General features: G+C 70.2%; 26 protein-coding genes and 1 tRNA gene. 7 read left to right on the forward strand and 20 right to left on the reverse strand.

The window, feature by feature from the left end; all coding sequences use genetic code 11:
- Positions 1–8: 8 nt before the first annotated feature.
- Positions 9–641 carry a serine O-acetyltransferase EpsC gene (gene epsC, locus MWU75_RS07525; RefSeq protein WP_247089340.1) on the reverse strand — a complete coding sequence of 211 codons (633 nt, stop codon included), beginning with the start codon at positions 639–641 and terminating at the stop codon, positions 9–11.
- Positions 641–1,573: a cysteine synthase A gene (gene cysK / locus MWU75_RS07530; RefSeq protein WP_348647751.1), complete on the reverse strand. Its 933-nt coding sequence runs from the start codon at positions 1,571–1,573 to the stop codon at positions 641–643. The genes epsC and cysK overlap by 1 nt, the downstream gene beginning before the upstream one ends.
- 161 nt (positions 1,574–1,734) lie before the next feature.
- Between cysK and MWU75_RS07535 the strand changes: the two genes are divergently transcribed.
- The gene (locus tag MWU75_RS07535) at positions 1,735–4,068 is read left to right on the forward strand and encodes a (Fe-S)-binding protein (RefSeq protein WP_247089343.1); all 2,334 of its coding nucleotides are present in this window, start codon (positions 1,735–1,737) and stop codon (positions 4,066–4,068) included.
- Positions 4,069–4,384: 316 nt separating this feature from the next.
- Here the strand turns inward: MWU75_RS07535 and MWU75_RS07540 are convergent, their stop codons facing one another.
- The 7 genes from MWU75_RS07540 to dcd all read right to left on the reverse strand — a co-directional run bounded on the left by MWU75_RS07540 (position 4,385) and on the right by dcd (position 10,858).
- On the reverse strand, positions 4,385–5,041 hold the full coding sequence (locus MWU75_RS07540) for a hypothetical protein (protein WP_247089345.1): 657 nt from the start codon (positions 5,039–5,041) through the stop codon (positions 4,385–4,387).
- A gap of 119 nt (positions 5,042–5,160) precedes the next feature.
- Positions 5,161–6,075 (reverse strand): ABC transporter substrate-binding protein, encoded by a 915-nt coding sequence (locus tag MWU75_RS07545; protein ID WP_247089347.1) that lies wholly within the window; start codon positions 6,073–6,075, stop codon positions 5,161–5,163.
- Between the two features lie 104 nt (positions 6,076–6,179).
- Positions 6,180–6,869 carry an ABC transporter permease gene (locus MWU75_RS07550; RefSeq protein ID WP_247089349.1) on the reverse strand — a complete coding sequence of 230 codons (690 nt, stop codon included), beginning with the start codon at positions 6,867–6,869 and terminating at the stop codon, positions 6,180–6,182.
- Entirely contained in the window at positions 6,866–7,507 is a 642-nt protein-coding gene (locus tag MWU75_RS07555) for an ABC transporter permease (protein ID WP_247089351.1), read from the reverse strand. Before MWU75_RS07555 ends, MWU75_RS07550 begins: the two co-directional genes overlap by 4 nt.
- Positions 7,504–8,610, reverse strand: a complete 1,107-nt coding sequence (locus MWU75_RS07560) for an ATP-binding cassette domain-containing protein (protein ID WP_247089353.1) — start codon at positions 8,608–8,610, stop codon at positions 7,504–7,506. The genes MWU75_RS07555 and MWU75_RS07560 overlap by 4 nt, the downstream gene beginning before the upstream one ends.
- Positions 8,611–8,646: 36 nt before the next feature.
- The gene (locus tag MWU75_RS07565; protein ID WP_247089355.1) at positions 8,647–10,281 is read right to left on the reverse strand and encodes a cell wall-binding repeat-containing protein; all 1,635 of its coding nucleotides are present in this window, start codon (positions 10,279–10,281) and stop codon (positions 8,647–8,649) included.
- A gap of 1 nt (position 10,282) precedes the next feature.
- Positions 10,283–10,858 (reverse strand): dCTP deaminase, encoded by a 576-nt coding sequence (gene dcd / locus MWU75_RS07570; protein WP_247089356.1) that lies wholly within the window; start codon positions 10,856–10,858, stop codon positions 10,283–10,285.
- A 262-nt stretch (positions 10,859–11,120) separates the two neighbouring features.
- Here dcd and MWU75_RS07575 point away from each other — a divergent pair, with 262 nt between their 5' ends.
- The 5 genes from MWU75_RS07575 (at position 11,121) to MWU75_RS07595 (ending at position 14,126) form a co-directional block, all read left to right on the forward strand.
- Positions 11,121–12,017 carry a hypothetical protein gene (locus tag MWU75_RS07575; protein WP_247089358.1) on the forward strand — a complete coding sequence of 299 codons (897 nt, stop codon included), beginning with the start codon at positions 11,121–11,123 and terminating at the stop codon, positions 12,015–12,017.
- A 10-nt stretch (positions 12,018–12,027) separates the two neighbouring features.
- Positions 12,028–12,312 carry a hypothetical protein gene (locus MWU75_RS07580; RefSeq protein WP_247089360.1) on the forward strand — a complete coding sequence of 95 codons (285 nt, stop codon included), beginning with the start codon at positions 12,028–12,030 and terminating at the stop codon, positions 12,310–12,312.
- 82 nt (positions 12,313–12,394) lie between these two features.
- A tRNA-Gly gene (locus tag MWU75_RS07585) sits at positions 12,395–12,468 on the forward strand.
- A gap of 39 nt (positions 12,469–12,507) precedes the next feature.
- Entirely contained in the window at positions 12,508–13,134 is a 627-nt protein-coding gene (locus MWU75_RS07590) for a hypothetical protein (protein WP_247089362.1), read from the forward strand.
- A gap of 683 nt (positions 13,135–13,817) precedes the next feature.
- Entirely contained in the window at positions 13,818–14,126 is a 309-nt protein-coding gene (locus MWU75_RS07595) for a hypothetical protein (protein ID WP_247089364.1), read from the forward strand.
- A 139-nt stretch (positions 14,127–14,265) separates the two neighbouring features.
- On the opposite strand, the gene cutA is transcribed toward MWU75_RS07595, so the two are convergent.
- The 7 genes from cutA to MWU75_RS07630 all read right to left on the reverse strand — a co-directional run bounded on the left by cutA (position 14,266) and on the right by MWU75_RS07630 (position 19,351).
- Positions 14,266–14,628 (reverse strand): divalent-cation tolerance protein CutA, encoded by a 363-nt coding sequence (gene cutA, locus MWU75_RS07600; protein WP_247089366.1) that lies wholly within the window; start codon positions 14,626–14,628, stop codon positions 14,266–14,268.
- Between the two features lie 16 nt (positions 14,629–14,644).
- Positions 14,645–15,961, reverse strand: coding sequence for an aspartate aminotransferase family protein (locus tag MWU75_RS07605; protein WP_247089368.1), 1,317 nt, complete (start codon positions 15,959–15,961; stop codon positions 14,645–14,647).
- Between the two features lie 59 nt (positions 15,962–16,020).
- Positions 16,021–16,551 carry a pyridoxamine 5'-phosphate oxidase family protein gene (locus MWU75_RS07610; protein WP_247089370.1) on the reverse strand — a complete coding sequence of 177 codons (531 nt, stop codon included), beginning with the start codon at positions 16,549–16,551 and terminating at the stop codon, positions 16,021–16,023.
- 61 nt (positions 16,552–16,612) lie between these two features.
- Positions 16,613–17,761 (reverse strand): acyl-CoA dehydrogenase family protein, encoded by a 1,149-nt coding sequence (locus MWU75_RS07615; RefSeq protein ID WP_247089372.1) that lies wholly within the window; start codon positions 17,759–17,761, stop codon positions 16,613–16,615.
- 66 nt (positions 17,762–17,827) lie between these two features.
- Complete coding sequence (locus tag MWU75_RS07620) at positions 17,828–18,334, reverse strand: hypothetical protein (protein WP_247089373.1); 507 nt, start codon at positions 18,332–18,334, stop codon at positions 17,828–17,830.
- An 89-nt stretch (positions 18,335–18,423) separates the two neighbouring features.
- On the reverse strand, positions 18,424–18,882 hold the full coding sequence (locus MWU75_RS07625) for a pyridoxamine 5'-phosphate oxidase family protein (protein ID WP_247089374.1): 459 nt from the start codon (positions 18,880–18,882) through the stop codon (positions 18,424–18,426).
- 55 nt (positions 18,883–18,937) lie between these two features.
- Positions 18,938–19,351 (reverse strand): universal stress protein, encoded by a 414-nt coding sequence (locus MWU75_RS07630; RefSeq protein ID WP_247089375.1) that lies wholly within the window; start codon positions 19,349–19,351, stop codon positions 18,938–18,940.
- Positions 19,352–19,541: 190 nt separating this feature from the next.
- On the opposite strand from MWU75_RS07630, the gene MWU75_RS07635 reads away from it, so the two are divergent.
- The gene (locus tag MWU75_RS07635; RefSeq protein ID WP_247089376.1) at positions 19,542–20,051 is read left to right on the forward strand and encodes a hypothetical protein; all 510 of its coding nucleotides are present in this window, start codon (positions 19,542–19,544) and stop codon (positions 20,049–20,051) included.
- 109 nt (positions 20,052–20,160) lie between these two features.
- Here the strand turns inward: MWU75_RS07635 and MWU75_RS07640 are convergent, their stop codons facing one another.
- From MWU75_RS07640 to MWU75_RS19880, 4 genes are all read right to left on the reverse strand, one after another.
- Positions 20,161–20,550, reverse strand: a complete 390-nt coding sequence (locus tag MWU75_RS07640; RefSeq protein WP_247089377.1) for a PPOX class F420-dependent oxidoreductase — start codon at positions 20,548–20,550, stop codon at positions 20,161–20,163.
- Between the two features lie 54 nt (positions 20,551–20,604).
- On the reverse strand, positions 20,605–21,267 hold the full coding sequence (locus MWU75_RS07645; protein ID WP_247089378.1) for an SRPBCC family protein: 663 nt from the start codon (positions 21,265–21,267) through the stop codon (positions 20,605–20,607).
- A complete protein-coding gene (locus tag MWU75_RS07650) occupies positions 21,264–21,611 on the reverse strand; it encodes a metalloregulator ArsR/SmtB family transcription factor (RefSeq protein WP_247089379.1) in 348 nt (115 codons plus the stop codon). The genes MWU75_RS07645 and MWU75_RS07650 overlap by 4 nt, the downstream gene beginning before the upstream one ends.
- Before the next feature lie 246 nt (positions 21,612–21,857).
- A complete protein-coding gene (locus tag MWU75_RS19880; RefSeq protein ID WP_281496983.1) occupies positions 21,858–26,063 on the reverse strand; it encodes a LamG-like jellyroll fold domain-containing protein in 4,206 nt (1,401 codons plus the stop codon).
- Between the last annotated feature and the right edge of the window lie 183 nt (positions 26,064–26,246).

A 26,246-nucleotide genomic window follows, 5' to 3' on the forward strand; every position in this document is an offset into this window, starting at 1 on the left:
AAGGATTGTCAGATCCAGAGCGCGGGATCGGCGAACATCGCGTCCTCGGCCCGCTCGCCCTTCGGGACGCGGTTGACGGCGGGGACGCCGACGGCAGTGGCTCTCGAGGGCACGTCCTTGACCACGACCGCGTTGGCACCGACCTGGGCGTCCTTGCCGACCACGATCGGGCCCAGCAGCCGGGCGCCGGCACCGAGCACCGCGCCGGACTCCACGGTCGGGTGCCGCTTGATCTTGGCGTTGGCGCGGCCGCCGAGCGTCACCGCGTGATACATCATCACGTCGTCGCCGACCTCCGCCGTCTCACCGATCACGACGCCCATGCCGTGGTCGATGAACAGCCGCCGGCCGACCTGTGCGCCGGGGTGGATCTCGATGCCGGTCATCGCGCGGGAGGCCTGGGAGAGCAGCCTGGCCGGGAGCCGCGCGCCGCGGGTCCACATCGCGTGCGAGACGCGGTGTGCCCAGACGGCGTGCAGTCCCGGCGAGGCCAGCGCCATCTCCAGCCTGCTGTCCGTGGCCGGGTCACGGTCGATCGCCGCGTCGATGTCCTCCCGGACCCGATGGGCCACCGCCCCGGCCTCCTCGGTCACCCGGGCCCACGCGGTGCCGAGCCGGCCCCGCAGAGCACCGGGCGCCATCAGTCGGTCAGTCCCTCGAAGAGCACGGTGGACAGGTAGCGCTCGCCGAAGTCCGGCACGATCGCCACGATCGTCTTGCCGGCGTTCTCCTCACGCCTGGCCAGCTCGAGTGCGGCCCACACGGCAGCGCCCGAGGAGATCCCGGCCAGGATGCCCTCCTGGGTGGCCAGGTCGCGGGAGGTCTTCACCGAGTCCTCGAGCCCGACGTCGATGACCTCGTCGTAGATCTGCGTGTCCAGGATCTCCGGGACGAAGTTGGCGCCCAGACCCTGGATCTTGTGCGGGCCGGGCTCACCACCGGACAGGATCGGGCTGTCGATCGGCTCCACCGCCACGATCTTGAGGTCAGGCTTCTGCTCGCGCAGGTAGCGTCCCGCGCCGGTGATGGTGCCGCCGGTGCCGATGCCGGAGACGAAGATGTCGACGTCTCCCTCGGTGTCCGCCCAGATCTCCGGGCCGGTGGTGGACTGGTGGATCGCGACGTTGGCCTGGTTGGCGAACTGGCGGGCGCGGACGCCGCCACGCTCCTCGGCGATCTCCTCGGCCTTGGCGACCGCACCCTTCATGCCCTCAGAGCCCGGTGTCAGCACCAACTCGGCGCCGTAGGCGCGCAGCAGGGCCCGGCGCTCCTTGCTCATCGTGTCCGGCATGGCGAGGACGACGTTGTAGCCGCGGGCCGCGCCCACCATGGCCAGCGCGATCCCGGTGTTGCCGGACGTGCCCTCCACGATCGTGCCGCCCGGCTGCAGCTCGCCCGCCTCGACGGCGGCGTCGATGATCGAGGCGCCGATGCGGTCCTTCACGGAGTTGGCCGGATTGCCGGACTCGAGCTTGACCAGGACGGTCGCGTCCAGCCCCTCGGTCAACCGGTTCAGCCGGACCAACGGGGTGTTTCCGATGGCCTGGGTGATGTCGTCCTTCACGGGCACGATGAAACGCCTTTCGCTCGGGGATCCGGATGCGTCACCCGGACAAGGGAACCTCTTCGGTTATACGTAGTGAAAGCACACGTTATTCCATGTCGCCCGCCGACCATGCGTCGGGCACGGCCCGCCCTGTCCACGCAGTAGCGTCCACGCCCTAGGATCGGGTCATGTCACCGGTGCAGATCATCGCCCTCGTCGTCGGACTAGGCGTCACGCTCGTCGCCGTCTCGCTCTTCGTGCGCACCATCGCCGGCTTCGTCGCCAAGTTCCGCCTCGGGCAGCCCGCCGCGAACCGCACCGACGACCCGCTGGCCCGCACGGTCACGCTCGTCCGCGAGTTCCTCGGCCACACCCGGATGGCCCGCAAACCGGCGGTGGCGATCGCGCACTGGTTCGTGATGCTCGGCTTCCTGCTGCTCACCACGACCCTCGCCACGGCCTACGGCCAGCTGTTCGACCCGCACTTCGCACTGCCGCTGATCGGGCACTTCCCGCCCTACATCTGGCTGGCCGAGTTGTTCGGCTGGGGCACCCTGATCGGGATCGTGCTGCTGATCGTGCTGCGCCAGCGGCTCCACCCGCGCAGTCTGGAGCGCCGCAGCCGGTTCTGGGGGTCCACCTTCTGGCAGGCGTATGTCGTGGAGTTCGTGATCCTCGGCGTCGGCCTCTGCATCGTGCTGCTCCGCGGCCTGGAGTTCGCCCTCGGCAAGGTCACCGGAGCGGAGTGGGCCGACTTCGCCCACTTCCCCACGACCGGCTGGATCGGCTCCTTCTTCGACGGGATGTCCGAGGACGCCCTGGAGACCACGATCATCGTGGTCGCGCTGATCAAGATCCTCATCTCGATGGGCTGGATGATCACCATCGCGCTGACCCCGACGATGGGCGTGGCCTGGCACCGCTTCCTGGCCTTCGTCAACATCTGGTTCAAGCGTCACGCCGACGGCCGCACCTCCCTGGGTGAGCTGCAGCCGATCATGGTCGACGGCGCGCCGCTGGACTTCGAGAACATCGAGGAGCTCGACGAGGACGCGGCGCTCGGCGTCGGCAAGATCGAGGACTTCACCTGGAAGGGACTGCTCGACTTCTCCACCTGCACCGAGTGCGGCCGCTGCCAGGAGCAGTGCCCGGCGTGGAACACCGACAAGCCGCTGTCTCCCAAGATGCTGGTGATGAACCTGCGCAACCACCACCACGCCAAGGCGCCCTGGCTGATGGCCAGCGAGGAGGCCCGCGCCACCATGGCGAACGGGACCGGAGCAACCGACGAGCAGGCAGGTCCGGTGAGTGGCGGCATACTCCTGTCGCCGGCGGCGGAGGCGCAGCGTGAGCTGGTCGGGGCGACCGAGGGCGACCCCACCATCCCCTCCGGCGGCGCCGTCATCGACCCCGACGTGATCTGGTCGTGCACCACCTGCGGCGCCTGTGTCGAGCAGTGCCCGGTCGACATCGAGCACGTCGACACGATCGTGGACCTGCGCCGCTACCAGACGCTCATCGAGTCGGCCTTCCCGAGCGAGCTGGGCGGTCTGTTCAAGAACCTGGAGAACAAGCAGAACCCGTGGGGCATGTCGGCCCGCGCCCGGATGGACTGGGCCAAAGACCTGCCGTTCGAGGTCAAGATGGCCGGCGCCGACGTCGAGGACCTGGACGAGGTCGACTACCTGTTCTGGGTCGGCTGCGCCGGAGCGTACGAGGACCGCGCCAAGAAGACCACCCGTGCCGTGGCCGAGCTGCTCCACACCGCGGGCGTGAGCTTCGCGGTGCTGGGCGACGGCGAGACCTGCACCGGGGACCCCGCGCGGCGGGCCGGCAACGAGTTCCTCTACCAGATGCTGGCGCAGCAGAACGTCGAGGTGCTCAACGAGGTCAACGCCACCAAGATCGTGGTGACCTGCGCGCACTGCTTCAACACCATCAAGAACGAGTACCCCCAGCTCGGCGGCAAGTACCAGGTCGTCCACCACACCCAGCTGCTGAACCGGCTGGTGCGGGAGAAGAAGCTGACCCCGGTGGCCCGCCCGGAGCAGGCCGACACCTCGGGCGTGGCCTCGACGGCGGACTCGGTGACCTATCACGACCCCTGCTACCTGGGTCGTCACAACGGCGTCTACGCCCCGCCGCGCGAGCTGCTCGGCGCACTGCCGGGTGTCGAGGTGCGGGAGATGCCGCGCTCCGGCGAGAAGTCCTTCTGCTGCGGCGCCGGCGGTGCCCGCATGTGGATGGAGGAGAAGCTCGGCACGCGCATCAACGTCAACCGCACTGAGGAGGCGCTGGCCACCGGCGCCGACCGGATCGCGATCGGTTGCCCGTTCTGCCGGGTGATGCTCTCCGACGGGCTGACCCAGAAGCAGTCCGAGGGTGCCCGCGAAGAGGTCGAGGTCGTCGACGTCGCGCAGATGCTGCTGGCTGCGGTGCGTCGCGGCCAGGACGGTCAGGACGCGCCTGTTGAGGAAGCGCCGGAGCCGACGCCCGACCCGGAACCTGCGCCGACCGCCTGACGCGGCGGCCGACCCCACGGGTCCCTGCCGGGGACGTGACATCGGTGCGTCCTGCGCACCACCAGAAACTCCGGTGCACACGGTGCACCAGCAGAAACTCCGGTGCACAGCGCGCACCAACGCAACTCCGGTGCACACGGTGCACCAGCCGAAACTCTGGGGCACACGGTGCACCACCAGAAACTCCGGTGCACAGGGCGCACCACCAGAAACTCCGGTGCGCAGAGTGCACCGATGTCACGTCCCCCAGGGGTGCCCACACAGAGCGTGGAGGGCACGGCCTCAGCAGGCCGCACCCTCCACGCACTACGGACCGTCAGGGACGCTTGCCCTTGGCGATCCCGAAGATGCTGGCGACCACGACCACCAGGCCACCGGCGACGACGATGGGCAGGCCTGGGCCGAGTGACGCCATACTCTCGTCGGAGACCAGGGCGGAGATGTTGGACAGGTCGTAACCGCCGATCGCGGTAGCCACCAGCCCGAAGAAGGCGGCGACGCCGAACATCCACCGGCGGCCCTTGCCCAGGGCGGCCGGGAGCGCGACGAGCGCGACGATCACCGCGCAGAAGATGGTGAGTATGCCGTCACCGTCTGTCCCGTAGACCGACCCGGCGAACATCACGCTGGCCCAGGGAAGGACGGACCCGACGACGACGATCGCCGCGCCTGCGAGAGTGATCCACCCGGCGAGCCTGCGTGCCCTGGCACCCGTGTCGAGGGGCGGAGCGGTCACCTCGGCGAAGTGCTGCGGGGCCGGGTAGCTCGGTGGTGGCTGGGGCCAGGTCTGCCGGGAGGGGGTCTGCTGGGAGGGGCCCTGCGGGGTTGGGCCCTGCGGGGGTGGGCCCTGCGGGGGTGGGCCCTGCTGGGGCGCACCCTGCGGGGGTGGGCCGTAGCCGAGCTGGCCGGGCTGCTGCTGAGGTGCGGTCACGGGGGGCTGTCCCGCCTGGGGCGGGTGGTGCGGAGAAGTCATGCCGACCATCTGAGCAGGTGCAGGGCGGTGCGGGCGTCATCCTCAGGGTCGAACTCGGCCGCCGCGGGTCGGCTCTGGCCTCGGGCCCGAGATGTAGGCCGCGCCGACGCGGGGCTGTGTCAGAGCGCGTCGACGAACTCCCGCGCGACCTCGGCCGGGTCGGTGTCCTGCACCTGGACCATCATGTCCGTGAGGTTCTCGGTGGTCAGGTTGGCTGACACGTTGTTGAGCACCTCCTCGATCTGCGGGGTCACCTTCTCGGTCGAGATGAGCGGCACGACGTTCTGCGCGGCGAACAGCGCCTCAGGGTCCTCTAGCACCACGAAGTCGTTCTGCGCGATGGCCGGGTCGGTCGTGAAGATGTTGGCCGCGTCGATCTGCCCGTTCAGCAGCGCCTCCACGGTCAGCGTGGAGCCGGCGTCCAACGGCCGGAAGGAGGAGAACTCCAGCCCGTAGACCTCCTTCAGCCCCGGCACCCCGGTGTAGCGGTCACGCCACTCCGACGGTCCACCCAGCACCAGGTTGGGGGCGTGCGGGGCGAGGTCACCGATCGCGACCAGACCGAGCTCGTCCGCGGTCTCCCGGGTCACCACCACCGAGTCCTTGTCCTCCGCCTCGGCCATGTCGAGCACCGTGAGGTTGTCCGGCAGCGACTCCTGCAGCTCGGCGTAGACGGCCTCGCTCTCGGTCTCCTCCGCAGCCTCGTTGAGATAGAGGGTGAGGTTGCCGGTGTACTCCGGGATCAGGTCGATCGACCCGTCCTCCAGCCCGAGCATGTAGGCCTCGCGGTTGCCGATGTTGAGGTTCGTCTCGACCGGCACGCCCGCATCACCCAGCGCGGCTGCGTAGATCTCCGCGAGCAGCACGTTCTCGGGGAAGTTGGCCGACCCGATGACCAGCGCCTCCTCCCCTCCGCCGCCCCCGGTGGCCTCCTCGCCGCCCTCCTCGTCCAGCGGGTCTCCCCCGCCGCAGGCGGACAGGGCCAGCACGCCCGCGAGGGCGAGTCCGAGCACGGTGCTGTGGCGTCGGTTCATCGATGGAGCCTTCCGTTCGTCCGGATCACGCGGGCCAGCAATCACCTTAACCATGCCGGTGGGTTGAGGCGACGTGATACGACCGCACCACGCCCGGGCTGGCGTCAGCGCCGCGCCGCGGGCGCCAGGCCAGGTGAGACCGCAAACCGCTGCAGGGCGGCAAACACCAGATCAACCAGCAGGGCGAGGACAGCGACGAGGATCGCCCCACCGGCCATCTCGTCATACTTGCGGTTGGCCTGCCCGTCGATGAGGAACCGGCCCAGCCCACCCAGCCCCACGACCGCCGCGATGGTGGCCGTGGCGATGATCTGCAGCATCGAGGATCGCAGCCCGGAGAAGATCAGTGGCAGCGCGCAGGGGACCTCGACCCGCCAGAGCCGCTGCTGCCCGGTCATCCCCATGCCGCGGGCGGCGTCGCGGGCGGCGGGGTCGACCTGCTGGATGCCGGCGTAGACCCCGGACAGGATCGGCGGCATCCCGAGGAGCACGAGCACGATCAGGCTGGGCAGCTCGAAGGCTAGCTCGCCCTTCAGCCGCGGCAACAGCAGGAGCGCGGCGATGAAGAGCACGCCCAGGGAGGGGATCGCCCGGAAGGCACTGACGATGTTGACCAGGACGACGCGGCCGCGGCCGGTGTGCCCGACGTAGAGCCCGATGGGGATCGCGATGAGCGCCGCGACCACCAGGGCGATGAACGACAGGCGCAGGTGCTCGAGGGTCTGGTCGGGAATGCTCCCGGCGCCAGACCAGTTGGCCGGGTCCGTGAGCCAGGCCCAGATCGTGGCGATCATGCGCGCACCACCCGCAGCCACGGGGTGAGCACGCGGGTCCCCAGGAGGATGAGCAGGTCGAAGAGTATGGCGAGGAGCACGCAGGCGATGACCCCCACCAGGATCGGTCCCATGGCCGAGCGGGAGAAGCCGTCGGTGAACAGCATGCCGAGCTGGGACACGCCGATCAGGGCCGCGACGGAGACCATCGAGACGTTGCTGACCGCTGCCACACGCAGGCCCGCGGAGATCACCGGGACGGCCAGCGGCAGCTCCACGACGAAGAAGCGGCGCACGGGGCCGTAGCCGATCGCGGTCGCGGCCTGCCGGACGGGGTCGGGCACCGACCCGAGCCCGTCCGCGACGGTCCGGGTGAGGAGGGCGATGGTGTAGAGGGTCATCGCCACGATCACGTTGACCGGGTCGAGGATCTGGGTGCCGATGATGCCCGGCAGCAGCACGAACAGGGCCAGGGACGGGATCGTGTAGAGCAGTCCGGTGCCCGCGATCACCGGCGGGTAGAGCCAGCGGCGTCGGAGGGCCAGCCAACCGAGCGGCAGCGAGATGAGCAGCCCGAGCACCAGCGGCAGCCCGGCGAGGTAGGCGTGGCTCACGGCCAGGTCGGCCACCTCGGACAGGTCGGTGCCGAACACGGTCACGGGCGCTCGTCCTGGATGCTCGTGCCGTCCGGACGGGGCGCGGCCTGGATCGCCGCGAGCACCTCCTCGGCGCGGACCGTGCCGGCCAGCACGCCGTCCCGCACGACGACGCCACGACCGCTCGGTGAGGAGAGCGCGGCGTCCAGCAGCGCCCGCAACGACCCGTCGACCGAGGCGACCGTGCCGCCGCGGTGCAGGTGCTCGCGACCGACCGGCGCGTCCCCGACCTCGCCGGGGACGACCCAGCCCTGGGGCCGTGACTCCTCGTCGACGGCGAGCAGCCACTCGTCGCCCCGGCGGGTCAGCGGCTGACCGAGCGGGACGGGCTCCTCGGGGTGCACCGGCACCTCGTGCTGCTGGAAGCTCAGCGCCCGGTAGCCGCGGTCCCGGCCCACGAAGTCGGCCACGAAGTCGTCGGCCGGGTGAGCCAGCAGGTCGGCCGGGCTGCTGAACTGGGCGAGCCGGCCGCCCTGCCGCAGGACCGCCACCCGGTGGCCGAGCTTGATCGCCTCATCGATGTCGTGGGTGACCAGGACGATCGTGGTGCCCAGCTCCCCCTGCAGCCGCAGGAGGTCGTCCTGCAGGCCCTCGCGCGCGATCGGGTCGACGGCGCTGAACGGCTCGTCCATCAGCATCACCGACGGGTCGGAGGCCAGCGCCCGCGCCACGCCGACCCGCTGCTGCTGACCGCCGGAGAGCTGGCCCGGATAGCGCCTCGCGAAGTCACCGGGCAGCCCGACCAGCTCCAGCACCTCACGGGCCCGTGTTTCGGCCCTGGCGCGGCCCCAGCCGTTGAGTCGCGGCACCGTCATCACGTTGTGCAGCACGGTGCGGTGCGGGAACAGCCCGGCGTGCTGGATGACGTAGCCGATGTCCCGCCGCAGCCTGGCAGCCGGCACCTGGGCGGTGTCCTGCCCGTCGATGAGGATCCGTCCGCTGGTCGGCTCGATCATCCGGTTGATCATCCGCAGCGACGTCGTCTTGCCGCAGCCGGAGGGCCCGACCAGCACGGTGATCTCCCCGGTGCCCGCCTCGAGGGTGAGGTTGTCGACCGCCGGTGTCCCCTCGTCATACTGCTTGGTCACGGCCTCGAGGCGGATCATCCTCCGACCCTAACGGCGTGGCCGCACCGCCGCGGTCTAGAGGATGCTCTCGGCGACAGCGACCGGCTGGTAGCTGTCCCAGTAGGCCTGGTCCCGGACGTGCATCATCCAGGCCGCGCGCGGCCCGACATAGCGCAGGTGCCAGGGCTCGTAGTAGTAGCCGGTGACCGACGTGCCGCCCTCGGGGTAGCGGATGATGAAGCCGTAGCGATGGGCGTTCGCGGCCACCCACTTCCCCTCCGGGCTGGTCCCGAAGCAGTTGCCACCGCACGTGGGCCCGGCGATGTCGACCGCGAGCCCCAGCTGGTGCTCGCTGTGCCCGGGCTTGGCCGAGAGCATCGAGGCCTTCTCCTCGCCGTAGACGCTGACCCAGTAGGCGTAGGTGTCCTGCTGCGTCTCATACGAGCGGAACGCGCTGGTCACGTAGAGCCCGCCACGGTCCGCGCCCGCCGCCCCGTCGAACATCGCCTCCAGCATCTGCGCGGTCTCGGGCCGCAACCGGTGGGAGGTGCCGCGCCACGACAGCAGGTCCGGCGGGACGTAGCGCAGCGGGCTCACCGTCAGCTGCTTGGTGAGCAGGTCGTAGAGCCGGCCGGTGTCGTCGCTCTCCATGCCGGAGAAGACGCCGAGTCGCCCGCCGGTCTGCAGCTGCTCGGTGCAGACCGCGCCCTTCCCGCCGAGGGCCACGACCTTCTCCGGGGGGTGCGTGCTCAGGCGCCGCCAGGCCGGCTCGGTGATCACCCGGCAGTCGCCGGGCACCAGCAGGATCGGTCCCCGGGTGAGGGCGCCGCCGACGACGGCGTCGGCGACGGAGGACCCGTTGGCCAGGTAGGTGCGGCTGCTGCCCTGCGGGAAGGCTCGCTCGGCGATCGCGGCGGCGGTGGCATAGCGGTTGCTGCCGGAGACGCGGTCAGTATGCCGTGGGCCGGCTGCCGCGGCCAGCGCCTGGTCGGTCACGACGGAGCTGCCGCCGAGGGCCACCACCTCCGTGGGGTCCAGCGCCTCGATCGCCTCGCGCGTGCGCTGCGGCACGGCCGTCGACCCGTTCTGCACCAGGAGGATCGGTCCGTCGGTGAGCGTGCCGCCGGCCACCGCGTCGACGGAGTTGCGGTGCTCGGCGAGGTAGACGGTCTCCGAACCGTCCGGGAACGCGCGAGCGGCGATCAGGGCCGCGGTGTCGAAGCGGTCGGTGCCGTCGAGGCGGTGGGTCTCCCGGCCACCGGCGGCCTGCTCCAGGGTGCTGTCGCAGACCGATCCCGCGCCGCCGAGGGCGATGACCTCGGTGGGGTCCAGCCGGTTGACCTCGGCCGTGACGACCGCCGGGACGTGGCCGCACTGCGGGACGAGCAGCACCGGCCCGTCTGTCAGGGACCCGGCCGCGATGGCGTCGGCGAAGATGTCGGCGCGCGCGAGATAGACGGTGTCCGCGCTGGAGAAGATCGACGCGGAGATCTTGGTGGCCGTCTCGTAGCGGCTCACGCCGCCGAGCCGGTCCACCGGGAGCGTGAGGACGGGTGCCGCGAGGGGCGCGTGGTCATCGGCCGGCGCCACGACCGGCTGCCCGTCGACAGCCGGGTCTCCCGGGATCGCGGGGTCCGCGAGCGCCGGGGCCGCCATACCCACAGCCAGGGCTACCGCGAGCAGCGCTGCGCCGAGTCGCCGAGGCGACATGTCAGACCTTGGTCCGGTGGAAGTTCTGGAAGGACCGGCTCGCGGTGGGCCCGCGCTGGCCCTGGTAGTGCGAGCCCTTGGCGGAGGAGCCGTAGGGGTGCTCGGCCGCACTGGAGAGCTGGAAGAAGCAGAGCTGCCCGATCTTCATGCCGGGGTGCAGCACGATCGGCAGCGTCGCCACGTTGGACAGCTCGAGGGTGACGTGGCCGGTGAAGCCGGGGTCGACGAAGCCGGCGGTGGCGTGGGTGAGGAGCCCGAGACGCCCCAGGGAGGACTTGCCCTCGACCCGCGCCGCGACGTCGTCGGGCAGGGTGATCTCCTCGAAGCTCGAGCCGAGCACGAACTCCCCCGGATGCAGCACGAAGGGCTCGTCGTCCTCGACCTCGACGAGCCGGGTCAGCTCGGGCTGGTCCTGGGCTGGGTCGATGACGGGGTACTTGTGGTTGTCGAACAACCGGAAGTACCGGTCGAGGCGCACGTCGACGCTCGAGGGCTGGACCATGCTCGGGTCCCACGGGTCGAGCCGGACGCGGCCGGAGTCGATCTGGGCGCGGATGTCGCGGTCGGAGAGCAGCACAGCAGACAGGCTATCTGGCGATGGACTGGCTGGCCGCCGCTCTCGGCACGGCGCGCCTGTAGGGATCAGAAGCGACGTGCTGCCCCACCGCGACCTAGTCGCGACAGTTCACGATCATGCTCCGACCATGCCAACTCCACGGTTCACTCGATCCCAGGGCGCCCGGCGTGGGGCGGTGGTCGCGGCGGCGAGCGCATCACTCCTGCTGGCAGCCTGTTCGGGCGGGGCGACAGATGCACCGCGGCAAGCAGATCACCAACGTGTGACAACCTCTCCTCCTACCAACACCCTTGACGAAGCCACCTCACCAGGTGTCAAGGACGAGCCTGCGGAGCAGGACGACGATGCGACGGCGCAGGCCACCGATGAGGGGAACACGACCGCCGGCCCTCACACGATGCGGTCGCTGGTGGCCGGCTTCGTTCCGGACTCGCGCCTCTGGAATCCGCAGAGCGGGGACGCCGGCTCCATCGTCGCCATTGACCTGTCGCGTGTGCTCCCCCTTGTCGATGTGAGTCGGCAGTCGAGGCTCTCCCACAATGAGCGCATGGACGCCTCCTTCGCCTTAGGATTCACTGACGTCCGGTTCGCAGGGTGCGCACCACATCTGACCCACGACGACATGGGATGGGCCATGGAGGTCACCGACTTCGGCGAAATGTCCAGTGGTGTCATCCCCCCGCTCGATGCGACCGGGGTTGTCTCGCACCACTGCTTCAAGAGTGGGTTCAGCAGCAACCTCCTGCTCCGTGGGCCCCTCGCAGAGGTGCCCTTCCCGGACGGTGTTGCCCCACATGATGTCGGTCTGCACACGGTGGTCGAAGCCGATGACTTCGAATCCACTCAGATCGACCCCGACCTGCCTCGACTGAGTCCCGTCGGTGCGCCCGTCCGGATCGCCCGCTCCGCCACCGACGTGTTCCTCAGCGGGAGCACTCCCGAGGCTCGCGCGTGGCTCAATCAGGACCTCGACGCCTCAATGGCCGCCGACGAAGCCGTGATGGCCATCATCGACCAGCTCGACGAACACGAAGCCTTCGTCGCGACTGTCGCCATCGCGATCGATCCCCTGGCAGACCTGCGCGATTCCCGCGACAGAGCCGCGCGACGTCCTGATAGACCGCCGCACCGAACAGGTCCTCATCGAGCAGCCCTGTGACTACGTGGGGGTGGGGGCAGCGGTCTCCTTCGACGGTTCGATCATCACCTATGTGGTCTATCACTTCCCCCATGCCGCGATGGCAACCCAGGCACGGCCAATGGTGGAGGCCTCATGGCTGCCGGATGCCGAGAATCGCTCCGGCCTCACCGTCGCGAGCCTCACGGAGCGGGTGATCGACGTGAAGCAGCGGGACAACTTGCTGACGGTCACCCTGGAGGCGGGATCCGACGGTCGCTGGTTGGCGGAGGAGGCCGGACGGTACCCACCCTTGGCATGCTGGCAGGATCGCTGACCGATCTCACAACGCGTCGGCGCCTTACGCGGGCGTTTCGGAGCCGCGTCGAGGTGTCGGTTACACTCTCGGAGCACACCCTGCGGGCGTAGTTCAATGGTAGAACATCAGCTTCCCAAGCTGAATACGCGAGTTCGATTCTCGTCGCCCGCTCCACGACGGGAATGCCCGGTCCCGCCCACCTCTTGACCTGGTATGCCGCGCCGCCTCCTGCAACTGATCCTCGCCTGCATCGTGCTCGGGCTCGGTGTCGCGCTGCTGCTGGACGCGCGGCTCGGCTCGGACGGCTACTCCACGCTGCTCAACGGCCTGGTCCTGGTCAGTGGATGGAGCTTCCTGCTGATCAGCCTCGTGGTCGGCGTGGCGCTGCTGTCCATGGCCTGGGCGCTGGGTCGCCCGCCCGGGGTCGGCACGGTCGTCCAGACCGTGCTGGTCGGCGCCACCGTCAACGTGGTGCTGCCGCTGCTGCCCGCCCCGGAGTCTCTGCCGGTGCGCGGGCTGGAGTCCGTGCTGGGCATCCTCGTCCTCGGCGTCGGCGTGGCTGGCTACCTCGCGGTCGACCTCGGCGCCGGCCCCGCCGAGGCAGCCGCCCAGTCGTGGGAGCGGTGGGTGCCGTTCCGCTGGGGCTACACGGCACTGCAGGCCAGCGGCATGCTCGTCGGCTGGTTGTGCGGCGCCGACGTCGGCATCAGCACGCTGCTGATCGTGCTCGTCCTCGGCTGGCTCGTGGACCGGGTCCAGCCGCGCCTCACGCCGGCGCACCTGCGTCAGGGCCCCTTGGAGCAGCAGCCGCCCGAGCTCGAGACGTTCCCCTCCGCCTGACCGCCGCCCCCCTGCCCGGAGACGTGACATCGGTGCACGACACGCACCAGCCCTGAAGTGGTGCGGGAGATGCACCGCGCGCGAACCTGGTGCGCAGGATGCACCGCCCGCCGAACCTGGTGCGCAGGAGCACCGCCCGCCGAACCTGGTGCGCGGGATGCACCGCGTGCCGACGTGGTGCGCGGGATGCACCGCCCGCCGAACCTGGTGCGCCGCATGCACCGCCCCGCGAACCTGGTGCACGAGATGCACCAGTCGTGGGCTGGTGCACACGAGGCACCAATGTCACGTCTCGGGAAGGGGCCCTGTCTGGCTCTCGTCGGAGGGGCTTCTGCGGGACCCGGGACAGGCGACGAGCCCTCGTCCACAGGCCGGCCGGGCTCCGCGAACCGATCCACAGCGGGCCCCTCACGCGAGACGCGGCGGCAGCCGATCCAGCACCATGCCCAGATGAGTGACGAGCGGCAACCGACGCCCCCAAGCACCCCGCCGGTGCACGAGCAGGTGGGTCTGGCTCTGCGGGCTGATCGGCGCCACCTCCAGCAGAGCCAGCTGCCTATGCGGCCGGCCGCGAGATCAGTCGGGACATCCTGGCCCGGGCAGAGGTCGACGCCAGCAGGCTGCGGCTCGACACGATCACAGAGCTCCTCGACGGGACGGGACTCGAACTGGTTGTTCTCCCCGTGGGGTGGGCCGTCGGCGGCCCGTGGTGGGACTCGACCGACGTGGAGGCCCGCACGCGGGCGGGCGGCCGGTTCCCGGCTCACCGCGAGGTGAAGAAGAGTCCCTGGGGTCCCTATTGGTGGCACTATCACGAGGCCTACGGCACTCGCGGCAACGGGCCTCGTCCGCAGTGGACGGCGGAAGGCTTCACCCCGCCTCCGGGCACGAGATACGGCAAGAAGCCGACGCTCGGGGAGGACGGACGACCGCGATGGCCGTACAACAACATGTACCCCGACAACCTGTACCCCGACGAAGGCGCCTCGTAACGGCCTTCGGCACCAGGGTCCTCAGCACTGATCCCGGCGCGCACGTTCTCCGAGATGTCACTCGCGGCTGCGGTCAGGGGGGCCGCACCCACGCGTCGGACCTGGACGTCCGATTCGAGCGGGTTGGGTAAGACCAGCCTCAGACGTCGGCGGCCACCGAGTCCCGCACCCACGCTCCGTACGTGCCGAGGGCGTGGGTGACGGGCACCGCGACGATCTCCGGGGTGTCGTAGGAGTGGTTGTCCACCACCACCTCCACGAGCTCCTCGAACCTCTCGGCGGTGGACTTCACCAGCAGCAACCACTCCGTGGACTGCTGCGGCTCGCCCTGCCAGGTGTAGATCGAGGCCATCGGCCCGAGGATCTGCACACACGCAGCCACCTGCGTCCGGACCAGCTCGGTCGCCATCGCACGCGCGGCCTCGGCCTCCGGCATGCTGATGTGCACCTCGATGAGCGCGTGGTCCCCGGCGGCCTTCTGCACCGGAGTGAGCTCACTCATACGGGGGGCCCCCTTCTCAGGAGACGGCGGCGAGCGCCCGGCCGAGGACGCCGAGCGCCTGTCGGGCCTCGCCCTCGGTGATGACGCACGGGGGCACCACGTGCACCCGGTTGCCCATGATGAGCGGCCACACGCCCTCGTCCTTGCAGGCGCGCCCGATCGCAGCGAGCTTGTCGGCCGCCAAGGGCTCACGGGTCTCCCGATCCGCCACGAGCTCCACCGCCCAGAAGGCACCCAGGCCGCGCACGTCACCCACGACCGGGTGCTCGGACAGAGCCTGCAGGCCGGGGCCGAGCACGTTCTCGCCAAGCTGGCGCACGTGCTCCAGGATCCCCTCCTCCTCCATGATCGTCATCGAGGCCACGGCTGACGCGCAGGCCAGCGGGTGGCCGGAGTAGGTGAGCCCGCCCGGGTAGGGCTTCTCATCGAAGGTCGCGGAGATCGCATCAGAGATCACGACTCCGCCAAGCGGGATGTAGCCGGAGTTGACGCCCTTGGCGAAGGTGATCAGGTCGGGCTGCACGTCCCAGTTCTGGAACGCGAACCACTGCCCGGTGCGGGCGAAGCCGGCCATCACCTCGTCGGCGATCAGCATGATGCCGAACTCGTCGCAGAGGGCACGGACACCCTCGAGGTAGCCGGGCGGCGGCACGAGGATCCCGTTGGACCCGACGACCGGCTCCAGGATGATCGCGGCGATGTGCGAGGGCCCCTCGAACGTGATCGTCGCCCGCAGGTGCTCCAGCGCGCGCTGGCTCTCCTCCTCCTCGCTGCTGGCGTGGAACGCCGAGCGGTAGAGGTAGGGACCCCAGAAGTGCACGACGCCGGGGATCGCCGGCTCGGAGCCCAGGCGCCGCGCCTCACCGGTCAGCGAGATCGCCCCGTGGGTCGCGCCGTGGTAGCTGCGGTAGGCCGCCAGGATCTTGTGCCGCCCCGTGTGGACGCGCGCGAACCGGATGGCATTCTCCACGGCCTCGGCACCGGCGTTGGTGAAGAACACCTTGCTCATGCCCTCGCCCGCGCGCTCGGAGATCATCCGCGCTGCCTCGGCCCGGGAGTCGCTGTCGAACCCGGGGCCGATGGTGATCAGCTGCCCGGCCGCCTTCTGGATGGCGGCGACGAGCTTGGGGTGCTGGTAGCCGATGTTGACATTGACCAGCTGCGAGGTCAGGTCGAGGTAGCGGTTGCCCTCGTGGTCCCAGAAGTGCGCGCCCTCACCGCCGGCGAGCGGCAGCTGATCGAGCGCGCCCTGCGCCGACCAGGATGTGAAGACGTGCTTGCGACTCAGTTCCTTGATGCGGTCGCGCTGGCTCTGCTCGGTGCTCAGTGACATGACTTGAGTATGCCGCGTGCGCGCCCCGGGCGGACACGGGGACCCGACCTGTGCCCAGGTCAGGTGGCGGTGAAACTCCAACGGGTCGCACCGAACGGCTCGCTGGTGGCCACACCGAAGACCGTGTCGTAGGTGATCCGGTAGACCCACCACGGCGGTGGGCCGGCCGACTGTGCGCTGTAGGGCGCGGTGACTGCCTCGCCCTCGACCTGTGCGGGCCAGCCGCCGTCCCGCGCGCCGGCGGCGACCCGCTCCAGGGTGGGCGCGTCGGTGACGCGCGCGGCCGTGCCCTCGAAGATCACGTCACCGACGCTGGTCCGGACCGACAGGGTGCAGTGCGGGTTGGCGGCCAGGTTGCGGGACTTGCGGGTGCCGGGACCGCTGACCACGAAGATCTCCCCGTCGGTCCAGAAGGCTCCGATCGCCGCCGAGTGCGGGCGCCCGTCGGGGCGGACCGTGCCGAGGAAGACGGCCGTCTCCATCTTCTGCACGTCCTCGGCCACCGCCTGACTGACGGTCTCCCAGGTGAGCGGACCTCCGCCATACTGCGTGTCGAGATTGCGCTCATGAGTCGGTGTCGGTGTCGTCATGGCTCCTCCAGGTGCCTCGGGTCACTGATACCGACCGGCACGGCCACCGCAACTCATCGGCTCAGCCGAGACCGAGGTCGCGCCCGATGATCTCCTTCATGATCTCGTTGGAGCCGGCCCAGATGCGGGTGACGCGCGCGTCGCGCCAGGCGCGGGCGACGCGGTACTCGTTCATGAAGCCGTAGCCGCCGTAGAGCTGCACGCAGGCGTCGAGCACCTCGCCCTGCACCTGCGCCGACCACCATTTCGCCTTGGCGGCGTCGACCGGAGTGAGCGCGCCCTGGCCGTGCGCGAGGACGCACTGGTCGACGAAGGCCTGGGTGACGTCGACCTTGGTGATCAGCTCGGCGAGCAGGAACTTGTTGTGCTGGAACTGACCGATCGGCTGCCCGAAGGCCTGCCGGTCCTTGGCGTACGCGAGGGTCTCGCTGAGGATCTGCGCGGCGTGCGCGATGTTGGACACCGCCGCACCGGCGCGCTCCTGGGTGAGGTGCTCCATCATGAGGATGAAGCCGCGGCCCTCCTCCCCGAGCCGGTGGCTGTCCGGCACGCGCACGTCGTCGAAGAAGAGCTCGCAGGTGTCCGCCTCGTCCTGCCCGACCTTGTCCAGCGGCTCGCCCTTGGTGAAGCCCTCCATCCCGGCCTCCAGCACGAAGAGCGTGATGCCCTTGGCGCCGCGGCTCGGGTCGGTGCGGGCGGCGACGATCACCAGGTCGCAGCTGTAGCCGTTGGTGATGAACGTCTTCGACCCGTTGAGCACCCAGTCCTCGCCGTCGCGGACCGCGGTGGTCTTCAGCGCCGCCAGGTCCGAGCCGCCCGAGGGCTCGGTCATGGCGATGGCGATGATGGACTCCCCGGAGGCGATGCCGGGCAGCCACCGCTGCTTCTGCTCCTCCGTGCCGTGCGCCACGAGGTAGGGCGGGCAGACGTCGGAGTGGATCCCCAGACACGACGAGAACGCCGCGCTCAGCCGGGACTGCTCCTCGGCGAGCACCGCATTGAAGCGGTAGTCACCTGCGCCGCTGCCGCCATACTCCTCGGGGATGGACAGGCCCAGCAGCCCCTGCCGCCCGGCCTCCAACCAGACCTCGCGAGGTATGCCGTGGGACCGGATCATCTCCTCGGCTCGCGGGCGGGCGACCCTGTCGATGAACTCGCGGGCGGAGGCGCGGAAGGCCTCGTGGTCCTCGGTGAAGATGGTGCGGCGCACGGGTGGCTCCTGGGTTGGTTACCGGTCGGTTGCCCCACATCATGCCCGGTCGAACCTCGGGTGGGGTCAGTCCTCGTTCTCCCAGGGGTAGCCGTGTCCGCGGAACGCGTCCCGCACCTTCTCGCGGCCGCCGTCCACATCGCCCTCGTAGAGCCGGCGCCCCTGCTCGGTCTCGATGACCAGCTTACTGCCCTCCCGGAAGACCCCGGCCACGTCCTCGCGGCGGATCCGGCGGCGGTCGGACCCCTTCTCCACGAGCACGGAGTCGCGGGTGATGTGCAGCACCGGCTGGTGGTGGGCGATGAGCAGTGCCGCGACCACACCGACGACCAGGCCGATCACGGGACGGCCCCACACCAGCCAGTCCGAGTCGAACGAGGCCAGCAGCTGCAGTGGGCCGGGGAACGGCACGCCACGCTGCTCCGTCCACCGTGCGACCACCGGCAGCACGGCCGCGGCGCCCGCCCCCAGGCCCGCTCCGAGCACTGCCAGGAAGGCGGTGTCACCACCAGACATCCCGAGCCGGGTCGCCCCGGCCGGGTCCGTGCCGCCCTGGTGTCCCGGCATACTCATGGGCTGTCCTCCCGGATGATCGTCTCGTCCACGACGACCCAGCCTGACAGCCCCTGGTGGGCCCGGGAAACCGACCGAAGTCGGTGACTTTAGTCGGAGCCCTCCGTCTCGCCGGCTAGCCCGGCGCCTGCCCCCTGCTTGCCGCCGTGGATCACGAACCGGCGGCCGGTGATCCCGTCGGGGTCGATCCGCACGAAGTGGGGCTTGGGGCCCTCCTCCCACGGGAAGACGGGCAGGTCAAGAGCCTCGAGTATGTCGTGGAGCTGCTGGACCTCGTGGGCGTGCCCGGCGACCACGACGCTCCAGGCCTGCCCGGTGGCCTCATCGACGCCGTCGACCTCGTAGGCCACGGCTTGCCCGACGGCACCGGCCAGCTTGGAGCCCCTGCCGGTGCGGAAGACCACCGACCCGTGGTGCACGGCGTGGTTGACGGGGTAGATCTCCGGACGTCCGTTGACGATGACGGCGAGCCGGCCGAACGCCGCCTCGCGCAGCAGGGCCAGACAGGTCGCGGTGTCCAGCACCTCAGTTCCTGGGTGCGCGCTCATGACGCCAGCCTCCCCGGTTATCCGCGGACGGGCAAGGGGCGGTGCCGCACCGCTGTCAGCCGGTGGTCCGCGGGGCCGCTCCCGCCGGGATGACCACGACGGGGCAGCTGGCCAGGCGCGCGACATACTCACTGATCGAGCCGAGTGCCGCGCGACGGATGGACTGCACCCCGTGCGCGCCGATCACCAGCAGGCTCGCCCGGGCCGAGGCGTTGACCAGTGCCTCCTGGGGCCGGCCGTGCACGATCTGGAAGTCGACGGGAGGTGCGCCGTCCGCGGGGATTTGGCCCCGCGCCACGGCCTGGACCTCCTCGGCCTGCTCGCGGGTGTCACCCTGGCTGTCCTCGCGCCAGGTCGTGATCACCTCGACGGCGGCGTCGCGCAACCGTGCCTCCTCGAGGGCGAACCGCAACGCGTCGTGCGAACGGTCGGACCCGTCCAGTCCCACGACGATCACCTCGTTGACCATGACGAGCTCCTCCTTCTCCTGGCTGGACTCTCCCGGGCTGGACCCAGCCTCGCGTCTTGGCGGAGAATGTGCGAGTGCTGACCGGGTCGTGGCTGGTGAGAGCTTTCTCACGACGGTCAAAGAATCTGCTCATCTGGGTCTTCGAAGATTGAGTCATCAGCCCGGAACACCGGTCCCGAAAGGAACGATCATGAGTAGCAGCACCAGCCCGAAGTCCCGCGCCTGGACCGTCGTCGTCGCCGCCACCGCCGTCACCGCCATCGGTGGTGCCACCGCCGCAGCCGCCTGGGGCAGCAACGCCCAGGTCCCGCAGAGCGAGACGGTCAACGTGGCCCTGTCCGAGCAGCGTCCGATCGCCGCCGAGAGCAAGCCCGCCGGCAGCGCCCAGTGGACCGCCCTGGCCGCCAAGGTCGGCGACTGGCAGGCGGAGAGCGTTCCGAGCGCGGACAGCCCGTTCAGCAAGGCCGGCGGGGCCACCGCTGCCCAGGATGTCCAGTCCGCCAGCGTCCAGTCCGTCCAGAGCGCCGACTCTGCGGTCAGCGCACAGTCGGCCCAGTCCCCGGCCTCGGCCTCGGTCGACTCGCCGGCCTCGGTCCAGTCCCCCGCCTCGGTCGACTCGCCGAACAGCCCCGACAGCCCGCAGACCCCGGACAGCCCCGAGTCCGTGTCGGCCGACTCCCCGGACAGCTACGGCGCCTGACCCTCGACGGCGAGGAGCACATCCGCCTCGCCACCCCAGTCCCCACCCCCACGAAGGCCCCGGCACACCCCCTGTTGCCGGGCTTTCCCCCTCCCCGGGGACGCGGCACCTACTGGCCGTTAACCTTCTCGATCGACATCACCAGGATCACCCGGTCCGCCGCGTCGGGAGGGATCATCCCTTCCCCGCCGTAGCGGCGGTGCAACTGGTCGTAGAACGCACCCGTCGGGTCGGGCACGACCTCGATCAGGCGACCGCGCGCCTCGGCGTAGTGGACCGGCTTGTCCGGGTCCATCACCGCGAGCGACATCGACGGATTGCGCTGCAGGTTGCGGTACTTCGCGCGCTTCGTGGTGTGCGTGAAGCGCAACGTCTCACCGTCATACTCGAACCACATCGGCGAGACCTGGACCGTGTCGTCAGGTCGGACGGTGCCCAGGCTGCCGAAGTTGGCGTTCTCGAACAGATGCCGGTACTTCTCAGGGATCTCGATGCTCACCCTGCCATCGTGCCGCAGTAGCCGGCGAACTCAACCGCTGGGGTCCGGGACGGGTCAGGGCTGGCCGGTGTAGAACGAGGTCGTGCGTGCCTGCGCAGCCTCGGCGGCCTCCGGGGGTGTGCCGAAGGCGACACTCGCCTCGGCCCACAACCGGCTGCTGCCGCTGATGAACGCCAGACCCTCCGGAGTCGTCTCCCAGCCCTGTGCGACGTCGCCGGTGATGGTCTCGCCGGTGGCGACGTGCGCGCCCAGGCCCATGAGGGTGAGGTCCCAGCCGACGCCGGTGGCGCCCGGGCCGAACTCGTCCCAGAAGGTCGTGTCCTCCGGCACCAGCGCGGTGTGCTCGAGCTCGAGGCGTGCCCCCTCGCCCTCCGGGCTGATCCGGACCACGATCCAACTGGTGTTGCCGCCGAATTCCCAGGTCGCGGTGAAGCTGCGGGGCGCCTCGCAGGTCTGGATCGTGCCGCCTGCGTTGCCCTCGATCTGGTAGCGCCCTCCCTGCCGCAGGTCGCCGCTGACCGCGTTGAACCAGCGCGGCAACCGCTCCACGTTGGTCACCGCGTCCCAGAGGTCGTCGACGGTGGTGGCGTAGGTCTGCGCGACCGTCTGGACGTAGGCCTCGCCCTGATCGTGCGGGCGGCTGACCAGCCCACGGCTGATGGCCTGTGGGTCGGCCGCGGGCATTGCCGTGCTGGTGTCCTGCTGGTTCTCTCTCATGGTGTGCGCTCCTCGGTCTGTCGTCGCGCACGTTTGCCGCGCGCGATCTCGGTGTCCAGTGCCGCGAGCCGCGGACCCCAATACCTGCGGAACGGGGTGAGCCACTCGTCGACCTCGTGCAGCGCCTCCGCCTGGACCGCGTAGATCCGACGGGTGCCCTCCGCACGGACCCGGGCGAACCCGGCCTCACGCAGCACCCGCAGGTGCTGGGAGACCGCGGGCTGGCTGATCCCGAACTCGGCGCGGATGACGTCGCTGACGGCTCCGGCCGTCGCCTCTCCGTCCGCGAGCAGCTCGAGGATCCGGCGTCGCACCGGGTCGCCGAGGATGTCGAAGGCGTGCACGTGCCCATCATGCAGTCAACGCTTATATAAGTCAACCCTTACACTATTAGATGGGTGGTCTCCCCGCGACGCGCCATGCGACCAGATGTGCGCCCTGAGACGTCCTGGCGCTCCCGCGGCGCACAGAAATGTCGCACGGCTCGCCCACGACTGGGCAAGAGTCGCGGCTCGCCCACGACTGGGCGAGAGTCGCGGCTCGCCCACGACTGGGCGAGAGTCGCACCGCTCGCCGACGACTGGGTGAGATCAGAAGTGGAGCGTGCCCACGTCCAGGTCCAGATCGGTCCAGTCGGTGACGGTGACGACCAGGTCGTGGTCCTGCGGCAGCGAGACGCCGCCCCGGTCGGCGGACGCGTGCGCCATCGTGGTCTTGTTGGCCGCGAACGCCTTCACGCTCACGGAGCGGTCCGCGGCGCGGTTGCCGACCCGCAGGACCGACAGGTCCGGCGACACCGTGATGTCGACCTCCTCGGTGGCGGTGCCGCCGACTCCCTGGACGGAGACCGCGCGGATCTCCTCGCCCACCTCACGGGCGATCTGGAGGGAGAAGTCCTTGGCGGCACCGGGAGCAACCCTGATCTGCGAGCCGTCCGCGCTCATTGACAGCTGGTCGGCCTGCCCGGCCGCCGTCGACACCCCCTCCAGCGAGATGGAGGTGCCACCCGGGGCGACGGAGTGGTAGGCGTACTCCCCGCTGTCCAGCCCGGTGATGGTGCGCACCAGCGCCGTGTCCGCCGGGAGCAGGTAGGCACCCTTCGTCAGGTAGCACGGGTGGCTGCCCGGGATCTCCGAGAGGATCTGGCTGCCGAACCGCCCGGTGCGCAGCCCGTCCTCGTCGGTCACCTGCAGGTCCGCCGGGGAGAGCAGGAAGTCGAGCACGAAGCGGGTCACGCCGAACGGCCCGCTGAAGGGCAGGTCGTGGTCGGAGTGCAGGTAGGCACCGTTGGTCATCATGCCCAGCGTGATGCCGTCCTCGGAGCAGAACTTCGGTGTCGAGCCGCCGTCGAAGTAGTCGTAGTGCAGCACCCCGTCGACCCGCTTGAAGACCAGCCGGCAGTTCTCCGACTCCCGGGCGGCGGTGTCGTCGGTCGGGGAGTGGTTGCAGTCCCAGCAGAAGAGGGTGACGCCGTCGGGGTCGGTCAGCCCGGCGGGTGACGGGCCGGGATGGCCGGGCGGGTAGACGAAACGGATCGGCGCGATGCAGTGGCTGGACCCCAGCCCGTCGACGTAGCCCGAGTCCCAGACCGCGCCGGCCGGGATGAAGAAGAGCATCGGGGCGTTGTGCCGGTCGCACCCGTCGTGGAAGGTGGACTCGATCTCGCGGTAGGTCGTCTCGACCCGGCTCACGCCCTGGCGGCCCTGGTCGTGGAAGTGGATCAGGCTCTCGCGGCTGAGCAGCCGCCCGTGGATGGCGGTGAGGTCACGTCGCGTCTCGGCGTTCAGGTTGACTCGGGTGAAGGTGTCCGTGCTGCCCGTCCACAGCTCGTCCAGCACCTTGGTCGTCAGTGACGTGCAGAAGCCCGTGGCCAGCCCGCCGTTGTCGTCGCCCAGCAGGAAGTAGTGGTAGAAGCCGTAGAAGGCAGCCGTGAGCACCGGGTGCCCGAAGATCGGGTCGAGCAGCTCGTGGTAGACCTCGGCGGCCCCGTAGGTGTCCTCGTAGGTCCCCCACGAGGGGCTTCCCTCCGCGAAGTTGCTGAAGTTCAGCGCGTGCTCGGGGAAGCGGAACGGGATCTCCAGGATCTGCGGCACGGTCGCGGTCCGGGGGTTGGACACCAGGCCGTCGGGATTGCGGACCCGCAGCTGCACGCTGCGCTCGGTGCTGCCCCCGCCGCCCGTGCCCGGCACCTCGAAGTCCACGGCGCTCTCCGAGACGAAGGTCGTCGGCACGGCCTCGCCGTCCATCACGACGCTCGCGCCGTGCCGGAACGCCTTGCCGGTCAGACCGACGGTCGCACCCGGTGCGAGCACCGCGCTGAAGGCGCTCAGCTGCGGCTTGACCCACAACCTGAGCCGGTTGCTCTCAGTGCCGTCCGGACGTCGCACGAAGACAGTCTGCTCGCCGCCAGAGATCGAGTCGGGCAGGTCCACCGAGATCGACTCGTCGGCGTTGACGACCGGGGCCAGCACGTGACTGCCCACGTGGACGCGGTCCGTCGGCGTGAACCGGCTGCCGGAGAGCGTCACCGTGTTGCCGGGGAAGAGGTACTCCGGCGACACCTCGGTCACCCAGGGGCGGGTGAGGAGCTCGTCCCAGGCGTCCTCGTCGAACTCGAAGAAGTCGAGGTAGCCGTCTCCTCCGCGGGAGGTGCCGTCCTCGCCGGTGCGCCCCGGTTGACCGCGTGACCCGGTGTGGCCGTCGTCGGCGTCCTTGCAGGTCTCTCCCGCGCCGCTTCGACCGCCGCGGCCGCCCGCACCGCCGGGTCCTCCGTCGCCACCGCGGCCCGCGCGGCCGCCCTCGTTCTTGACGCGGAAGGTGTTGGCGGTCACCACCGCCTCGAGGGTGTCCTCCAGGGTGCCGATGGTGATGTCGCCGCCGTCACCGCCCGGGCCGCCCCGGCCACCGCGGCCACCATCGCCGCCGTCACCGCCGTCGCCTCCGTCGCCGGGGTCGCTCGTGCAGATCCAGTCGAAGACCCAGATGCGCTTGCCGACGCGACCGTCGGCACCGTCGCCGCCACGCCCGCCGCGCTGACCACGCCCGCCGCGGATGCCGTCCTGGCCGTTGAGGTCGAGGTTCGGCATACCGGTCATCGAGCGCGCCCAGATCTCCAGGGCGGGGGCCGAGCGTCCGGCTCCTCCACCGATGCCGCTCCCGCCGGAGCGGCCGTCCTCACCGTCCAGGCCGTCCCACGAGTTGGGCTTGAGGTGCTGGCCGCTGTAGCCGCGCCCATTGAGGTCGGCGTTGTCCGCGCGGGGCGGGGTCGACCCGCCCGGTTCCCGCCAGGTGATGGTGGTGGCGGCGTCGACCCTGATCTGCTCGGCGATGAGATAGAGCTTGGCCACCCCCGGCTCGACCCGGAGCTCCACGCCCCGCAGGTCCAGGACGTCGGCCATCATCACCGAGGTGTCGACGGGGATGACGAACGAGTCCGAGATCAGCACCCTCGGCCCGTCCAGCAGCGGCCACTCCTGCGGGGCCGCGCTCTCCAGCCGGTCGGGCAGCCCGGTGTCCTTGATGTGCAGGCCGGCCCCCTTCAGCTCGATGAGCGAGGACAGGTTCGTCAGGTCGGCCAGCCGGCGGCTGACCAGTTGACGCTCGATCCGGTCGATGGGCCGCGCTCCGGGAGTGTCCCCATGGGTGTCCCCGAGCGGGGTCACCGGGAGTGTCGGGAACCGGCCGCGCAGGATCGGGCCCAGCTCCCCACCACGCCCAAGTCCCCCACCGCGCAGGACGGGCGGGACGACCGGACCTGGCTTGGTCTCGAGCTTCGGGTCCGGCGTGGAAGGTTTCGTGGGCCTGGTCGGCTTCGTGGGCCCGGTCGGCTTCGTGGGCTTGGCGCTTCCCGCCTCGATGGCCTTCAGGATCGTCGTGGTGCTGTTGCGGTTCGGGACGTACTTGGCCAGCAGCCCACGCCCCTCGGTCGCCTTGGCCGCGCGCAGCTCGACGGCGATCTTGCTCCAGTCGATATGGATGACCGGGCCGCTCGACTTCGGCGGGGCAACCATGATCTTGCCGGGCGTGATGACGGTCCCGCTGGGCACGTTGAGCGTGGCCAGGTCGGTGAGCTTCTCGACGCCGACGGCCCGGATGATGCTCTTGATCGGTTGGAGTCGCGCATAGCCGTTCTCCAGCCCAGGGTCGATCCGCACCTTCTGCAGGCCGAGGGACTCCTTGATCGTCGCCTGGAGCGCCTCGGACCTCTGCAGGCGGGCGGTCCTGACCTGCTGCGAGACCAGGCCGTCCTTGATCACCAGGTCGATCAGCTGCCCCTGGAACTGGTGACTCTTGTGGTCGATCGCGGTGCCGACCACAAGGCCGGCAGCGCCGGTGCTGGCCAGCTGTCCGGACACCTTCCGGATGCCAGCCGCGGTGCCGTTGACCGCCAGGCGCAGCTCACCGCCCTCGCGGGTGAACGTGATCGCGACCTTCTTGTCGGCGGGCACGGGCTTGTCGCTGGTCACCTTCTGCCAGCCGCGGGCGGTGTGGATGGCTCCCACCACGTGGCCGCCCTTGTCGAGATAGAGCGACACCGGCGGGTCAGCCCCCTCGACGATGCTCTGCCGCCGGTCCGTGCTGCCGGCGACGAGCTCGGCCCGGACGCTGAACTCCTCGAACGCGGCGGCCTTCTCCGGTGGCGGCACCTCGATATAGGCACCCTCGGTGAAGCGCACCGCACCGGTGCCCTTGAGCTGTTTGACCTTGGGGGACACCACGAGTGCCCGGGCGCTGAGCGAGCCGTCGAACGGCCCCCCGGCGCCAACTTGCAGAGTGAACAGAGTGCGTTCGGCCATGGCCGTGGTCCTCGGACGTGATCGGTGAACAGTTGTTTCCTGAGCCCGGGACGTTGGATCCCGCCCGGGAGTCGGCTTCCTCAACAACCTTGGTCACCTACCCGGCAACCGAGATCGGGGCGCGGGTTCCAACGTAGTGGCGACGCGGCCCGAGGTGGCCTGCTTGCACGTAAAGGCAACGGG

Origin of the sequence: Ornithinimicrobium sp. F0845 (assembly GCF_023015765.1) — a bacterium.
GTDB lineage: Bacteria > Actinomycetota > Actinomycetes > Actinomycetales > Dermatophilaceae > Ornithinicoccus.

Bases quoted from the DNA above. Each gene is read 5' to 3' on its own strand.
- MWU75_RS07560 (WP_247089353.1), bottom strand. From the start codon at position 8,610: ATGATCCGCCTCGAGGCCGTGACCAAGCAGTATGACGAGGGGACACCG.
- MWU75_RS07635 (WP_247089376.1), top strand. From the start codon at position 19,542: ATGAGTAGCAGCACCAGCCCGAAGTCCCGCGCCTGGACCGTCGTCGTC.
- MWU75_RS07625 (WP_247089374.1), bottom strand. From the start codon at position 18,882: ATGAGCGCGCACCCAGGAACTGAGGTGCTGGACACCGCGACCTGTCTG.
- MWU75_RS07535 (WP_247089343.1), top strand. From the start codon at position 1,735: ATGTCACCGGTGCAGATCATCGCCCTCGTCGTCGGACTAGGCGTCACG.
- MWU75_RS07540 (WP_247089345.1), bottom strand. From the start codon at position 5,041: ATGACTTCTCCGCACCACCCGCCCCAGGCGGGACAGCCCCCCGTGACC.
- MWU75_RS07605 (WP_247089368.1), bottom strand. From the start codon at position 15,961: ATGTCACTGAGCACCGAGCAGAGCCAGCGCGACCGCATCAAGGAACTG.
- epsC (WP_247089340.1), bottom strand. From the start codon at position 641: ATGGCGCCCGGTGCTCTGCGGGGCCGGCTCGGCACCGCGTGGGCCCGG.
- MWU75_RS07645 (WP_247089378.1), bottom strand. From the start codon at position 21,267: ATGAGAGAGAACCAGCAGGACACCAGCACGGCAATGCCCGCGGCCGAC.
- MWU75_RS19880 (WP_281496983.1), bottom strand. From the start codon at position 26,063: ATGGCCGAACGCACTCTGTTCACTCTGCAAGTTGGCGCCGGGGGGCCG.
- MWU75_RS07565 (WP_247089355.1), bottom strand. From the start codon at position 10,281: ATGTCGCCTCGGCGACTCGGCGCAGCGCTGCTCGCGGTAGCCCTGGCT.
- cutA (WP_247089366.1), bottom strand. From the start codon at position 14,628: ATGAGTGAGCTCACTCCGGTGCAGAAGGCCGCCGGGGACCACGCGCTC.
- MWU75_RS07550 (WP_247089349.1), bottom strand. From the start codon at position 6,869: ATGATCGCCACGATCTGGGCCTGGCTCACGGACCCGGCCAACTGGTCT.
- MWU75_RS07630 (WP_247089375.1), bottom strand. From the start codon at position 19,351: ATGGTCAACGAGGTGATCGTCGTGGGACTGGACGGGTCCGACCGTTCG.
- MWU75_RS07610 (WP_247089370.1), bottom strand. From the start codon at position 16,551: ATGACGACACCGACACCGACTCATGAGCGCAATCTCGACACGCAGTAT.
- MWU75_RS07545 (WP_247089347.1), bottom strand. From the start codon at position 6,075: ATGAACCGACGCCACAGCACCGTGCTCGGACTCGCCCTCGCGGGCGTG.
- MWU75_RS07590 (WP_247089362.1), top strand. From the start codon at position 12,508: ATGCCGCGCCGCCTCCTGCAACTGATCCTCGCCTGCATCGTGCTCGGG.
- MWU75_RS07620 (WP_247089373.1), bottom strand. From the start codon at position 18,334: ATGAGTATGCCGGGACACCAGGGCGGCACGGACCCGGCCGGGGCGACC.